Here is a 14866-nt window from a genome sequence, read left to right on the forward strand (position 1 = left end):
ACCCGGTAAAATGTTAACCCGTTTAAACTAACAGTGCGCCTGAATGCGTACAAGCGTGAAACGATGAGCTTTGATCACAGTCAGGAATCCTTTATTCCCCTGAAAGGACTGCATAATCCCCATCTGCAAACGGTGCTGCCGCGTCTGTTTCGCCGCCGGATCTCTTTACGCCCTCACTGGCAGCGTCTGGATCTGCCGGACGGCGATTTTATCGATCTTGCATGGAGCGAAGATCCTATGCAGGCGCGGCATAAACCGCGTGCGGTGTTGTTTCACGGACTGGAAGGAAGCTTCCATAGCCCCTATGCGCACGGCCTGCTGCAGGTGTGGCAACAGCGCGGCTGGCTGGGCGTGGTGATGCACTTTCGCGGCTGCAGCGGCGTGCCTAACCGCATGGGGCGTATTTATCACTCCGGCGAAACCGGGGATGCCAGCTACTTTTTACGCTGGCTGCGAACCACTCTGGGCCATGCGCCGACCGTGGCTGTCGGCGTGTCGCTGGGCGGAAACATGCTGGCCTGTTTGCTGGGCCAACAGGGCGATGATTGTCCGCTGGATGCCGCCGTTACGGTTTCGGCGCCGCTAATGCTGGAACCGTGCAGCGCCAAACTTGAGCAGGGATTTTCCCGCGTCTATCAGCGTTATCTGTTAAGCCAGCTCAAGCTCAACGCCCGCCGCAAACTACAGGCCTGGCCCGGCACGCTGCCGGTAGATCTGTTGCAGCTTAACGCGTTAAAGCGCCTGCGTGACTTTGATGATGCCATCACCGCCCGCGCCCACGGTTTTGCCGATGCCGGTGACTATTACCGACGGGCCAGCGCCATGCCGCTGCTGCCCGGCATACGTAAGCCGCTGTTAATTATCCATGCGCAGGACGATCCCTTTATGACCGATGAGGTGATCCCTGATATGGCGCGATTACCTGCTAACATTGAATATCAACTAACGGAATATGGTGGCCATGTCGGCTTTGTCGGCGGCACGTTACGTCGCCCGCAAATGTGGCTGGAGCAGCGTATTCCTCAATGGCTATCACCTTATCTGGATAACTAAGCTGTGATTATTCCCTGGCAAGATCTCTCCCCGGAAACCCTGGATAACCTGATTGAAGGTTTTGTACTGCGCGAAGGCACGGATTATGGCGAGCAGGAGCGCTCCCTGTCGGAAAAGGTGGAAGATGTCCGACGTCAGCTGAAAAGCGGCGAAGCCGTGCTGGTCTGGTCGGAACTGCATGAAACGGTCAATATTATGCCGCGCGGTCAGTTTCGCGAAGGATAGTGATGCGGTCAGCTCTGTGCGGCTCGTCACATTAACGTGGTCTGGCGGGCCTGCCCGATGATGACACCTCTGACCGAAACGTGATAACAATGCTCATCGCCCGATTTAATCCAGAGAGTATTTATGTCAGCCAGACATCCGATCATCGCGGTGACCGGCTCCAGCGGAGCGGGAACCACCACCACCAGCCTTGCCTTTCGTAAGATTTTTCAGCAGCTTAATCTGCATGCCGCTGAACTGGAGGGTGACAGTTTCCATCGCTATACGCGCCCGGAAATGGATATGGCGATCCGCAAAGCCCGCGATTTGGGGCGTCATATCAGTTACTTCGGACCAGAAGCCAACGACTTTGGCCTGCTTGAGCAAACCTTTGTTGAATATGGCGAAAATGGCCGTGGCCAGTCACGTAAATACCTGCATACCTATGATGAGGCGGTGCCGTGGAATCAGGTGCCAGGTACCTTTACGCCGTGGCAGCCGTTGCCGGAGCCAACGGATGTGTTGTTTTATGAAGGACTGCACGGCGGCGTGGTGACGCAGCAGCATAACGTGGCAGAAAAAGTGGATTTGCTGGTTGGCGTGGTGCCCATCGTGAATCTGGAGTGGATCCAGAAGCTGGTGCGCGATACCAGCGAGCGCGGCCATTCCCGCGAAGCGGTGATGGATTCCGTGGTGCGCTCAATGGAAGATTATATTAATTACATTACGCCACAGTTCTCACGTACCCATCTTAACTTCCAGCGCGTACCCACCATAGATACCTCAAACCCTTTTGCCGCACGTGCTATTCCTTCGCTGGATGAAAGCTTTGTGGTGATTCATTTTCGCGGGCTGGAAGATATCGATTTCCCCTACCTGCTTGCGATGCTGCAGGGCTCCTTTATTTCTCATATTAATACGCTGGTGGTGCCGGGCGGAAAAATGGGACTGGCGATGGAGCTGATTATGCTGCCGCTGGTGAAACGCCTGATAGAAGGCAAAAAAATCGAATAAGAGGCATGCCACTCTCTCTTGCCCGGCCCCTGATAAGTAAGCAAATTGTCAGCCGGGGCGTTCATCAGCTAAACGGCAATTGTCCGATTCAGCACAAGCTGAAGCGAGACAACAGGAGACAGTAAGATAAAGCTGTGCTACAAACAAAGCTGTAATATTTTCGTTCTATGAAACGAAAACGGGACGACGGCACGCCTTGAGGCCTCGCAGTTGCCCGTATAAATTTCCAGCAGGAAACGCTTGAAGATTTCAACGCCTGACAGGGAAAACTGCCCCCTGTATTTAGGGCACGATTACAACAGAGGATAATAGCGAATGGTTCTCGGCAAACCGCAAACAGACCCTACACTCGAATGGTTCCTGTCACATTGCCATATTCACAAATATCCATCAAAAAGCACATTGATTCATCAGGGTGAAAAGGCCGAGACGCTCTATTACATCGTAAAAGGTGCGGTTGCGGTACTGATCAAAGATGAAGAAGGCAAAGAGATGATTCTTTCCTATCTTAATCAGGGTGATTTCATTGGCGAGCTTGGCCTGTTTGAAGAAGGCCAGGAACGCAGTGCATGGGTACGCGCGAAAACCGCCTGTGAAGTGGCTGAAATTTCGTATAAAAAATTCCGTCAGCTGATTCAGGTTAATCCTGACATTCTGATGCGTCTCTCTTCCCAGATGGCTCGTCGCCTGCAGGTGACTTCAGAGAAAGTAGGCAATTTAGCTTTCCTTGACGTGACCGGCCGTATTGCACAGACGCTGCTCAACCTTGCTAAACAGCCGGATGCGATGACGCACCCGGACGGGATGCAAATCAAGATTACCCGTCAGGAGATCGGCCAGATCGTCGGCTGCTCACGCGAGACGGTGGGCCGTATTTTGAAAATGCTGGAAGATCAAAACCTGATCTCCGCTCACGGTAAAACAATTGTCGTTTACGGCACCCGTTAAGCTACTCTGAAGACACGGCGTGGTGCCTGGCATCACGCCGTGTCTGTTTTGGTGATGTAGCGATGTGGCGGAGAATTATTTATCATCCCGAAGTGAACTATGCCCTGCGTCAGACGCTGGTGCTCTGTTTACCGGTGGCCTTTGGCTGGCTACTGGGGGATTTGCAAAAAGGATTGCTCTTCTCGCTGGTTCCCGCCTGCTGCAATATTGCCGGACTCGATACCCCACACCGCCGCTTCTTTAAACGCCTGATCACAGGCGGCTCGCTGTTCGCACTCAGCAGTTTTCTTCTTCAGTGGCTATCGCTACAGCAGGTGCCCCTGCCCGCGACGCTGTTTGTCATGGCGTTAGTGCTGGGCGTAACCGGCGAAATCGGCCCGCTTCATGCACGTCTGCTGCCAGCTTCCTTAATTGCCGCTATTTTTACGCTCGGCCTGGTGGGCAATATGCCGATCTGGGGGCCGCCGTTGCTCTATATCGGCGGTACATTCTGGTACGGGCTGTTTAACTGGTTCTGGTTCCGGCTGTGGAAAGAGCAGCCGATGCGGGAGACGCTCAGCCTGCTCTATCGCGAACTGGCGGATTACTGCGAAGCCAAATATACCCTGCTGACGCAGCTTACTAATCCGGAAAAAGCCTTGCCCCCGTTGCTGGCGCGCCAGCAAAAGGTGGTTGATCTGATTAACACCTGTTATCAGCAAATGCATATGCTGGCCGCTAACCGCGATCATAACCATCGACGCCTGACGCGTGCTTTTCAGGTGGCACTCGATCTGCAGGAGCATATTGCCGTTAGTCTGCATCAGCCGGAAGAGGTGCAAAAGCTGGTAGAGCGAAGCCATGCGGAAGCGGTTATCCGCTGGAACGCGCAAACCATCGCCGTACGGCTGCGCGAGCTGGCGGACGACATGCTTTATCACCGGCTGCCATCACGTTTCACCATGGAAAAACCGCTGCTGGGACTGGAGAAAATTGCGCGTCGGCATCCGGAGAATCCGGTCGGCCACTTCTGTTATTACCATTTCAGCCGCATCGCCCGCGTGCTGCGTACCCAGCGCCCTCTTTATCGTCGCGATCTTATGGCCGATCGCCAGCGTCGGCTGCCGCTGCTTTCCGCGCTGCGCAGCTATCTGTCATTTAAATCTTCCGCTCTGCGTACCGCGGCACGCTTTGCGGTGATGCTGGTATTCGGCAGCGTACTGGCGCTGGCGTTCAACGTACCGAAACCCTGGTGGATCTTAATGACCATCATGTTCGTCAGTCAGAATGGCTACAGCGCAACGCGTGTGCGTATCCAGCACCGCGCGCTTGGCACGCTGGCAGGGCTGATTATCGCCGCTGCAGCCCTGCGTCTTGCGGTACCGGAATCGCTGGTGCTGTTAATCATGCTGATCATTACCTTAGTCAGCTATCTGTTTATCCGTAAATATTACGGCTGGGCAACCATCGGTTTTACCGTGACCGCCGTTTATTCATTACAGCTGCTGTCGTTAAACGGCGCGCATTTCCTGTTGCCGCGTCTGATGGATACGCTGATGGGATGCTGCATCGCTTTTGGCGGCATGGTCTGGCTGTGGCCGCAGTGGCAAAGCGGGCTACTGCGGCAGAATGCGCATGATGCACTGGAAGCGTATCAGGATGCTTTACGGATGCTGCTGGGGAGCGAGGCATCACCGCAGAAGCTTGCCTGGCAGCGGGTACGCGTTAATCAGGCGCATAATGCGCTGTTTAACTCCCTGAGCCAGGCGATGCAGGAGCCAGCGTTTAATACCCGCTATCTGAACGATATGAAACTTTGGGTCACGCACAGCCAGTTTATCGTTGAGCATATCAATGCAATGACTATTCTGGCCCGTGAGCACACCATGCTGACGCCTGCGCTGGCGCAAAGTTATCTGCAGTCGTGTGAAATTGCACTGCAGCGCTGTCAGCAGCGGCTGGCATATGACGGGCCGGGACAGGATACCAATATTCTGCAAGGAGAAGCAGAGAACCAGGAAGGGCCGATGACCATTATGGAGCGTCATGTAAAGCGTATCCTTGAGCACCTTTCAGTGATGCATACTATCTCATCTCTGGCATGGAGCCAGCGGCCGCACCACGGTAAATGGCTGGTACGCCGCCTGCGTAAAGGATAAGCGCGCCCTGACATCGGGCGCGCCCTGAATCATGCGGGTTTTAATACTTTTTCGGCAGCCCTGGCCAGACGCGCCATGCCATCACCAATATCCGCCAGCGGGATCACCAGCGAAGGCGCAAAGCGCAGAACATCGGTACCCGCCGTTAAAATCATCAGGCCTTCCGCAGCGGCGGCATTAAGAATATCGCGCGCTTTGCCCTTATGCTGCGGCTGAAGCTCCGCCCCGATCAGCAACCCTTTGCCACGGATCTCGCTGAAGAGATCCAGTTTGGCGTTGATGGCTTCCAGCGCCTCAATAAAGCGCTGACGGCGTTGCTCAATGCCATCCAGCACCGAAGGAGTATTAATCACATCCAGCGCCGCTTCCGCTACTGCGCAGGCCAGCGGATTACCGCCATAGGTGGTACCGTGTACGCCAGGCGTCATCGCCGAGGCGATCTCATTAGTGGTCAGCATCGCACTAATGGGGAAGCCGCCGCCCAGCGCTTTCGCTGAGGTCAGAATATCGGGCTGCACGCCATAATGCTGATAGGCAAACAGCTTACCACTGCGCCCCATCCCACTCTGGACCTCATCCAGTACCAGCAGCGCCTGATATTGATCGCACAGCTGGCGCAGCCCCTGCATAAATTCCTGCGTGGCGGGCATAACGCCACCCTCGCCCTGAATCGGCTCAACCACAATGGCACAGGTGTGATCGTCGATCACTGCCTTCACCGCCTCAAGATCGTTAAAAGGTACGTGGACGATATCGGCCGGTTTGGGTCCAAAACCATCAGAGTATTTCGGCTGCCCGCCGACGGAAACGGTAAACAGCGTGCGGCCATGAAACGCGTTATGGAATGCGATAATTTTACTTTTATAAGGGCTATGGCGCGTGGAAGCATAGTAGCGCGCCAGTTTGAAGGCGGCCTCGTTGGCTTCAGCCCCTGAGTTCGCAAAGAAAACGCGCTCGGCAAAAGTCGCGTCAATCAGCTTGCTGGCAAGACGCAGCGCGGGTTCATTAGTGAAAACGTTGCTGGTATGCCACAGCATTTCTCCCTGAGTTTTCAGCGCCTCTACCAGCGCCGGATGGCAGTGGCCCAGCGCGGTTACGGCAATGCCGGCGGTAAAATCGATATATTCTTTGCCCTGCTGATCCCACACCCGGCTGCCTTTGCCTTTTACCGGCACAAACTGTGCTGGTGCATAAACCGGCAATATAACCTCATCAAAGGTCTGCCGCGTAACCGCCATTTTTTCCGCTGCCATTCGCTACCTCATTTAATTTTACACTGATACGCTGTGAAAAAATAATCATTAAATATGCATAATAAGTCAAACGGAATCGCAGCGTACGGAATTAAACAGCGGCTTGTCTACGCAAAAAATTAGCCAGCAACGCATGCCCCTGCTGGCTCAGGATGCTTTCCGGATGAAACTGCACGCCCTCAACATCCAGCGTCTTATGACGTAACCCCATGATTTCATCCGGCTTACCATCACGCAGGCTCCATGCGGTGACCTCCAGGCAGGCTGGCAGCGTCTCTTTTTCCACAATCAGCGAGTGATAGCGCGTTACAGTCAGCGGCTGCGCCAATCCGGCAAATACGCCAGCCTGCTGATGAGCAATCGCGGAGGTTTTACCGTGCATAACCTGACGCGCGCGAATCACGCGTGCGCCGAAAACCTGCGCCAGCGCCTGATGGCCCAGGCAAACGCCAAGCAGCGGCAGCCGCCCGGCAAACGTGCGGATAGCGTCCAGAGAGATACCTGATTCATCAGGCGTGCAGGGACCAGGAGAGATGACCAGATGCGTCAGCGGCAGCGCGTGCATTTCCGCCAGCGTAATTTCATCATTGCGGCGCACCAGTACTTCCGCTCCCAGCTCGCAGAAGTACTGGTACAGGTTCCAGGTAAAAGAGTCGTAGTTATCAATAAGCAGCAGCATTGTTACTCCGGGCTGACCAAAACGCCGCTATTCTACGCGCTTACTTCGGCTCGCTCACTACGTTACTAAAGATATCGGTCAGCCCCTGCAGATCGCCATTCACGCTCTCTTCATTTGCCCGCAGCCAGGCTTCGCGTTCAGTCTTGCTCCAGTCAATGTCATAGCCTGCATGAATAATTAACTGTTCAAAGAAGAGGCGCTGCGCGCGGCCGTTGCCGTCGCGAAATGGATGCAGCATATTGATTTCGCAGTAATAATGCGCCAGCCGCGCCACAAACTGTTCAAAAGGAAGATCGGCCAGGCCATTCTCTTCCTCAAGCGCTTCCATCAGGGCGTTACCCTCCTTCTCAATATATTCAAAGTGGCAGAAAGGCGTATCGCCGAGATAGAGATCGATCTCGCGAATTTCTCCAGCCCAGTCATAGAGATCCTGAAATAGCGTCCGGTGGATAGCACACAGATAAGGAAACCCCAGATTGCGCGGCCCCAGCTCAATGGTTGCCGCCCGCAGCGAAGTAAATGCGACCTCCGCTTTTTGCAGTTGGGCGGTATCATGTAAATTGAGCCGGTTGCGCAGTACGTCATCGTTCTGCCAGTAGTAAGGATCGCGCCCGTTCATTGCATTAGCCGCCATATTGCCTCCGTAATGCCTCTAAACGCTGTGCGGCCTGCTCAGCATCCAGCGTCACTTCCGCAAAAGACAAGCCTTCCAGTTTACTACTGGCCAAAAAATTCGCGTTGCGCCGCTGTTGCCATAATGTGGCTTTCTGCTTTTCGGTCAGTTTTGTTGGCATACCGCCTCCGGTCAGAGAATAGGTGACCTAAGTATAAGCAGCAAATTACCGCTCTGCAGGAAGGGTGGCGTGCCGCCGCAGACGCGACGGCAGAGAAATCAGGGCAGGACTTTCGCGGAAAGGATAACAACCGGCTTGCTGGGGACATTTTGATAAGGCCCGATATTTTTGGTCGGCACCTGAGATATTTTGTCGGCTACATCCATGCCTTTCACTACTTTACCAAACACGGCATAGCCAAAATCACGCTGCCCATGATCCAGGAAAGCGTTATCGGCAACGTTGATAAAGAACTGGCTGGTAGCGCTGTCTTTTTCAGCGGTACGCGCCATAGCAATCGTGCCGCGCGTGTTACGCAGGCCGTTATCCGCTTCGTTTTTGATGGGCGCGTTGGTGGGCTTCTGCTGCATATCGGTCAGGAAGCCGCCGCCCTGGATCATAAAGCCGGGGATCACACGGTGAAAAGTCGTATTGTTATAAAAACCGTTATTAACATAATCAATAAAGTTCTTAACAGAGACCGGTGCTTTCTGATTATTCAGTTCAAGTTCAATATTACCGGCTGACGTGGTCAGGAGGACGTGCGTATCGCCCTGCGCAGCGAAAGTTGGGGCAGAAAAAGTGGACAGCGCCAAAAGTGCCGCGACCGCTGTCAAAGTACGTTTCACCATGAATAATTCCTTACTGAGGCCACAAAAACTAAACGAAATTGATTGTAAAGAGCATGCCAGGCAAGAGCCAGCATTTTACCTTTATTTACGTAAACAAACCTGATAAGCAAACGTTAACGTCGAACAAATAAAGGGTGATTTAAATCACATTATTGATGAAATCAATGAATGTGATTTCATCGTTGGTTTGATCGCGGCTGAAATTTCTTTACACTTCCGTCGACAACTCCTGCGCTGCTTCAGCCAGGCCCTTTGGCTCAAGGTTTCCCCAACTATGACTAATCGTAACCGCATTGGACTGACGTGGATCAGTTTCTTTTCCTATGCGCTCACCGGCGCACTGGTAATTGTCACCGGGATGGTTTTAGGCGATATCGCTAACTATTTCCAGCTTCCGGTCTCTGAAATGAGCAACACCTTTACTTTCCTCAACACCGGCATCCTGGTGGCGGTATTTTTAAACGCCTGGCTGATGGAAATCGTGCCGCTGAAACGCCAGCTGATTTTTGGCTTTGTGTTGATGGTGTTAGCGGTGCTGGGCCTGATGACCAGCCATAGCCTGAGCGTTTTCTCGCTGTGCATGTTTGTGCTGGGCGTGGTCAGCGGTATTACGATGTCGATCGGCACCTTCCTGATCACCCATCTTTATGAAGGGCGTCAGCGCGGATCGCGCCTGCTTTTTACCGACTCCTTTTTTAGCATGGCCGGTACGATTTTCCCGGTTATCGCCGGGATGTTGCTGGCGCGTCATCTGCCCTGGTACTGGGTTTATGTCTGCATCGGCGTGATCTACCTGGCGATCTTTGTGCTGACGCTGAGCGTTGAGTTCCCGGTATTAGGCAAGAAACAGCATAATGCACAGCCGGTAGCTAAAGAGAAATGGGGCGTGGGCGTACTGCTGCTCTCCATTGCCGCGCTCTGCTATATCCTCGGCCAGCTCGGCTTTATTTCATGGGTGCCGGAATACGCCACTAAAACCATGGGCATGGATATTAGCGCCGCCGGACAGCTGGTGGGTAACTTCTGGACCTCCTATATGATCGGCATGTGGGTGTTCAGCTTTGTGCTGCGTTTCTTTGATTTGCAACGCATCCTGATGGTGCTGGCTGCGCTGGCGACGCTGCTGATGTATTGGTTTGTCAGCAGCAGCGAGCCTGACATGCTGAAGTGGATCATTATCGCCCTTGGCTTCTTCTCCAGCGCGATCTATACCACCATTATCACGCTCGGCTCGCAGCAGACCCGCGTTTCCTCGCCGAAACTGGTAAACTTTATTCTGACCTGCGGCACCGTTGGCACCATGCTGACCTTTGTGGTCACCGGCCCGATTGTGGCAAAAGGCGGCGCCCATGCCGCACTGTTTACCGCTAACGGGCTTTACGCCGTGGTGTTTGTAATGTGTCTGCTGCTGGGCTTTGTCACTAAGCATCGTCAGTTCGGTCACGCTGACCATTGATCTTTACGGGCGGAACGGATGTTCCGCTCACAGGCGGTGAATAAACTCAAGGCGCGAACAGCCCAGGCAGAAGAGTAAAGCGTCCCGCGCTATGAACAGCGCGGGCCGAGCTGTCAGGGATGACGTTTTTTGCATCTTTACGATCGGCCTGGGCTCCCTGCGCAGGCTCCGTTACCTTCCTTTCGGCGAAACCTTGATTACGTTGGCGCTGACTTTCTTAATCACGTTTAAAATTCACCTCTTGCGCCTCATTGAGCCAGATCTGCGTACGCGCCGGTTCGGTGGCGGCAATCACCCTTCCCTGCCGGATTGAGTAACGCACCGGCACCTGACGCCGTACCGCATCAAAGCCGTTTTCCGCTGGCAAAATAATCAGGCTGGCGCTGTTGCCGACCCGGATGCCGTAATCGGTCAGCTGCAGAGTTTTTGCACTGTTGTGGGTAATTAAATCGAGTCCCTGTTCTATTTGCTCATAGCCCATCAGCTGACAAACATGCAGCCCCATATGCAGCACCTGCAACATGCTGGCGGTGCCAAGCGGATACCAGGGATCAAACACATCATCATGGCCAAAACAGACATTAATGCCTGCCTCCAGCAGCTCTTTTACCCGCGTCACGCCGCGTCGTTTGGGATAATCATCAAAGCGCCCCTGCAGATGAATATTCACCAGCGGGTTGGCGACAAAATTAATACCGGAGAGCGCCAGCAGCCGAAACAGACGCGAAGTGTAAGCGCCGTTATAAGAGTGCATTGCCGTCGTATGGCTGGCGGTAACGCGTGCGCCCATGTTTTCCCGGTGCGCCAGCGCCGCCACGGTTTCTACAAAGCGCGACTGTTCATCATCAATTTCATCACAGTGAACGTCGACCTGGCGCTGATATTTCTGTGCCAGCGCAAAGGCGATATGCAGTGATTCAACGCCATACTCGCGAGTAAATTCAAAATGCGGAATAGCGCCTGCCACATCGGCACCCAGTCGCAGCGCCTCTTCCAGCAGCTTCGCACCGTCGGGATAAGAAAGAATGCCCTCCTGCGGAAAGGCGACAATCTGTATATCGACCCACGCCGCCATCTCCTGCTTTAATGCCAGCATCGCTTTCAGTGCCGTCAGGCTGGGATCGGAGACATCCACATGCGTACGCACATGCTGAATACCGTTGGCGATTTGCCATTTCAGCGTCTGGGCGGCCCGTTGTTTCACATCTTCCGACGACAGTAGCGCCTTACGCTCGGCCCAGCGCTCAATGCCTTCAAACAGCGTGCCGGATTGATTCCAGGCGGGCTCACCGGCGGTTTGCGTGGTATCAAGGTGGATATGCGGCTCGACAAAAGGTGGCAGAGCCAGTCCGCCTTCCGCATCAAGGGCGTTAGCGCTACGATCGGCCAACGCCGGCTGCGGCCTGATTGCGGCAATTTTCCCGCCAGCGATTTCAATTTGCCACAGACCTTCACGCTGGGGCAGACGCAGATGATTAATCCATTGCAGTTCAGTGGAAGTCATGCCGGACTCCTGAAGAAAAGTGGGGGGACATTCAGGCTAGCATGGATTAGGACCAACGACGTAGATAACCCCTCACTAAGTTGCAGATATTACAAAGATTCCTGAAAAATCCCATAATTCAACCACATACCACCTTGTAGGTATATTGCTCCTCAATTGATGCATATCAATAAGCTTGCTAACAATCGCGTTATTGTGGCGCCAATTAGATCAATTTTGAGGCAAAAATGAGCACTGTCAAACTCGCCATCATTGGTAATGGCATGGTTGGCCACCGCTTCATTGAAGAACTGATCGATAAAGCCGAGCCTGGCCAGTTCGAAATCACTGTCTTCTGTGAAGAACCTCGTGTGGCATATGACCGCGTCCATCTCTCCGCATACTTTTCCCATCACACCGCTGACGAACTCTCGCTGGTTCGCGAAGGCTACTATGAAAAACATGGCGTCCGCGTGCTGCCTGGTGAACGCGCCATCACCCTGAACCGTCAGGAAAAGGTAATTCACTCCAGCAGCGGCCGCGCCGTTCAGTATGACAAGCTGATTCTGGCGACCGGTTCTTATCCGTGGATCCCACCGATTCAGGGCTCCGATGGCCCTGACTGCTTCGTCTATCGCACCATTGAAGATCTCAATGCCATTGAAGAGTGCGCGCGCCGCAGTAAAAGCGGCGCGGTCATCGGCGGTGGTCTGCTGGGTCTGGAAGCGGCCGGTGCGTTGAAAAACCTTGGTATTGAGACCCACGTTATCGAATTTGCGCCAGTTCTGATGGCTGAACAGCTTGATGTGCAAGGCGGCGGCCAGCTGCGTCAAAAAATCGAACAGATGGGCGTGCGGGTGCATACCAGCAAAAACACTAAAAATATTGCTCATCATGCGTCAGGCAAAACCCTGGAGTTTGCCGACGGCACCAGCCTGGATGTCGATTTTATCGTGTTCTCTACCGGCATTCGCGCGCAGGACAAACTGGCGCGCCAGAGTGAACTGCCGGTAGGGCCACGCGGCGGCGTCCAGATTAATGATTGTTGTCAGACCGCCGATCCGGATATTTATGCCATCGGCGAATGCGCATCCTGGAACGGGAAAATTTTCGGCCTGGTAGCACCAGGTTATAAAATGGCGCAGGTCGCCAGCGATCACCTGTTAGGCCGTGAAAACCAGTTCAGCGGTGCGGATCTCAGCGCCAAACTGAAGCTGCTGGGCGTTGACGTAGGCGGCATCGGCGATGCGCATGGCCGTACGCCGGGCGCACGCAGCTACGTTTACCTGAATGAGCAAAGCGGCGTCTACAAACGTCTGGTAGTCAGCCCGGATAATCAATATCTGCTGGGTGCGGTGCTGGTTGGCGATACCAGCGACTATGGTCAGCTGCAGCAACTGGTGCTTAACCAGATCACGCTGCCGGAGCATCCGGATAGCCTGATTCTGCCTGCGCACGCTGGCAGCGAGAAACCGGCGCTGGGTGTGGAATCGTTACCGGACAGCGCGCAGATCTGCTCCTGCTTCGATGTCTCGAAAGGCGATATCATTCAGGCCGTGGCGAAAGGTTGCCATACCGTTGCCGCTATCAAAGCGGAAACGCGTGCCGGTACCGGCTGCGGCGGCTGCATCCCACTGGTTACCCAGGTACTGAATGCCGAACTGAGCCGTCAGGGCATTGAAGTTAACAATCATCTGTGCGAACACTTCGCCTGGTCGCGTCAGGAGCTGTATCACCTGATTCGTGTGGAAGGCATTAAAACCTTCGATGAGCTGCTGAAAAAATATGGTAAAGGCTACGGCTGTGAGGTCTGTAAGCCCACCGTGGGCTCTCTGCTCGCCTCCTGCTGGAACGACTATGTGCTGCAACCCCAGCACGCGCCGCTGCAGGACAGTAACGATAACTTCCTCGGCAATATCCAGAAAGATGGTACCTATTCGGTGATCCCGCGCTCGCAGGGCGGCGAGATCACGCCTGAAGGGCTGATGGTGATTGGGCAGATTGCACGTCAGTATAACCTTTACACTAAAATCACCGGCTCACAGCGTATCGGCCTGTTTGGCGCGCAGAATGATGATTTGCCTGCGATCTGGCGTCAGCTGATTGACGCCGGATTCGAAACCGGCCACGCCTACGCGAAAGCGTTGCGTATGGCGAAAACCTGTATCGGCAGCACCTGGTGCCGCTATGGCGTTGGCGACAGCCTTGGCTTCGGGATTGAACTGGAAAACCGCTATAAAGGCATCCGTACCCCGCACAAAATGAAGTTCGGCGTCTCCGGCTGTACGCGTGAATGCGCCGAAGCCCAGGGCAAAGATGTCGGTATTATCGCTACCGATAAAGGCTGGAATCTCTATGTGTGCGGTAATGGTGGGATGAAACCGCGTCATGCCGATCTGCTGGCGGCCGATCTCGATAAAGAAACGCTGTTACGCTACCTCGACCGCTTTATGATGCTCTATATCCGCACCGCCGATAAACTGCAACGCACCTCAACCTGGCTGGAAAGTCTGGAAGGCGGCATCGGCTATGTACGCAGTATCGTTATTGATGACAAGTTAGGCCTGAATGAACAGCTGGAAAGCGATATGGCCCAGCTACGCAGCCGCGTTATTTGCGAATGGAAAGCCACGCTTGAACAGCCTGAAGCGCAGAACCGTTTCGCTCACTTTATCAATAGCCCGCAGCGTGATCCTTTGGTGCAGGTTGTTGAAGAACGTGGACAGCATCGTCCGGCGCGTCCTCACGAGCGTATCGCGATTAAACTGGTTGAAGAGGAGGAACAGGCATGAGCCGCTGGCAAACCGTCTGTAAATTAGAAGCGATCCTGCCTGCTACCGGCGTCTGCGCTCTGGTTGATGGCGAACAGGTTGCGATTTTCCGCCCGCGTGCGGACGAAGAACTGTACGCTATCAGCAATATCGATCCTTTCGCCAAAGCCAGCGTGCTGTCGCGTGGCATCATAGCTGAGCATCAACAGGATTTATGGGTCGCCAGCCCGCTGAAAAAACAGCGGTTCCGTCTGCGCGATGGTCTCTGCATGGAAGACGCCAGTCGTTCTGTACGCAGCTGGCCGGTGCGGGTGCGTGAAGGCCAGGTCGAAGTCGCCTGCGGCTAAAGCTTCGGCTCAGCGCAAGTCGTTAAAATAAGTTTGTTCCTGCCCGCGGCGCACC

At 54.2% G+C, this 14866-nt stretch carries 14 protein-coding genes; 8 read left to right on the plus strand and 6 right to left on the minus strand.

All coding sequences use genetic code 11. The annotated features are described in order from the left end of the window. Positions 1 to 63: 63 nt before the first annotated feature. From B1H58_RS05755 to B1H58_RS05775, 5 genes are all read left to right on the plus strand, one after another. Positions 64 to 1053: a hydrolase gene (locus tag B1H58_RS05755; protein WP_085068515.1), complete on the plus strand. Its 990-nt coding sequence runs from the start codon at positions 64 to 66 to the stop codon at positions 1051 to 1053. A 3-nt stretch (positions 1054 to 1056) separates the two neighbouring features. Continuing rightward, on the plus strand, positions 1057 to 1278 hold the full coding sequence (locus B1H58_RS05760; RefSeq protein WP_085068517.1) for a YheU family protein: 222 nt from the start codon (positions 1057 to 1059) through the stop codon (positions 1276 to 1278). Between the two features lie 123 nt (positions 1279 to 1401). Continuing rightward, positions 1402 to 2271, plus strand: a complete 870-nt coding sequence (locus tag B1H58_RS05765) for a phosphoribulokinase (RefSeq protein WP_085068519.1) — start codon at positions 1402 to 1404, stop codon at positions 2269 to 2271. 315 nt (positions 2272 to 2586) lie between these two features. Continuing rightward, on the plus strand, positions 2587 to 3219 hold the full coding sequence (gene crp / locus B1H58_RS05770) for a cAMP-activated global transcriptional regulator CRP (RefSeq protein ID WP_017803012.1): 633 nt from the start codon (positions 2587 to 2589) through the stop codon (positions 3217 to 3219). Between the two features lie 62 nt (positions 3220 to 3281). Beyond that, positions 3282 to 5357, plus strand: a complete 2076-nt coding sequence (locus B1H58_RS05775) for a YccS/YhfK family putative transporter (protein ID WP_085068521.1) — start codon at positions 3282 to 3284, stop codon at positions 5355 to 5357. Between the two features lie 29 nt (positions 5358 to 5386). On the opposite strand, the gene argD is transcribed toward B1H58_RS05775, so the two are convergent. The 5 genes from argD to ppiA form a co-directional block, all read right to left on the minus strand. Further along, positions 5387 to 6610: a bifunctional acetylornithine/succinyldiaminopimelate transaminase gene (gene argD / locus B1H58_RS05780; RefSeq protein ID WP_085068523.1), complete on the minus strand. Its 1224-nt coding sequence runs from the start codon at positions 6608 to 6610 to the stop codon at positions 5387 to 5389. Positions 6611 to 6701: 91 nt separating this feature from the next. Next, entirely contained in the window at positions 6702 to 7289 is a 588-nt protein-coding gene (locus B1H58_RS05785; protein WP_085068525.1) for an aminodeoxychorismate synthase component II, read from the minus strand. Between the two features lie 40 nt (positions 7290 to 7329). Next, entirely contained in the window at positions 7330 to 7923 is a 594-nt protein-coding gene (locus tag B1H58_RS05790; protein ID WP_085068527.1) for a putative adenosine monophosphate-protein transferase Fic, read from the minus strand. Beyond that, positions 7913 to 8083, minus strand: a complete 171-nt coding sequence (locus tag B1H58_RS05795) for a YhfG family protein (protein ID WP_085068529.1) — start codon at positions 8081 to 8083, stop codon at positions 7913 to 7915. Before B1H58_RS05795 ends, B1H58_RS05790 begins: the two co-directional genes overlap by 11 nt. A gap of 98 nt (positions 8084 to 8181) precedes the next feature. Continuing rightward, positions 8182 to 8754, minus strand: a complete 573-nt coding sequence (gene ppiA, locus B1H58_RS05800) for a peptidylprolyl isomerase A (protein WP_085068531.1) — start codon at positions 8752 to 8754, stop codon at positions 8182 to 8184. A gap of 274 nt (positions 8755 to 9028) precedes the next feature. On the opposite strand from ppiA, the gene tsgA reads away from it, so the two are divergent. Next, entirely contained in the window at positions 9029 to 10210 is a 1182-nt protein-coding gene (tsgA, locus tag B1H58_RS05805) for an MFS transporter TsgA (protein ID WP_085068533.1), read from the plus strand. A 217-nt stretch (positions 10211 to 10427) separates the two neighbouring features. Here the strand turns inward: tsgA and B1H58_RS05810 are convergent, their stop codons facing one another. After that, complete coding sequence (locus B1H58_RS05810; RefSeq protein ID WP_085068535.1) at positions 10428 to 11714, minus strand: cytosine deaminase; 1287 nt, start codon at positions 11712 to 11714, stop codon at positions 10428 to 10430. Between the two features lie 227 nt (positions 11715 to 11941). On the opposite strand from B1H58_RS05810, the gene nirB reads away from it, so the two are divergent. Both nirB and nirD read left to right on the plus strand, forming a co-directional pair. Beyond that, on the plus strand, positions 11942 to 14485 hold the full coding sequence (gene nirB / locus B1H58_RS05815) for a nitrite reductase large subunit NirB (RefSeq protein ID WP_085068537.1): 2544 nt from the start codon (positions 11942 to 11944) through the stop codon (positions 14483 to 14485). Next, positions 14482 to 14811, plus strand: coding sequence for a nitrite reductase small subunit NirD (nirD, locus tag B1H58_RS05820; protein WP_085068539.1), 330 nt, complete (start codon positions 14482 to 14484; stop codon positions 14809 to 14811). The genes nirB and nirD overlap by 4 nt, the downstream gene beginning before the upstream one ends. The last annotated feature ends 55 nt before the right edge of the window (positions 14812 to 14866 follow it).

The sequence above is a fragment of the Pantoea alhagi genome (assembly GCF_002101395.1).
Classification (GTDB): Bacteria; Pseudomonadota; Gammaproteobacteria; order Enterobacterales; family Enterobacteriaceae; genus Mixta; species Mixta alhagi.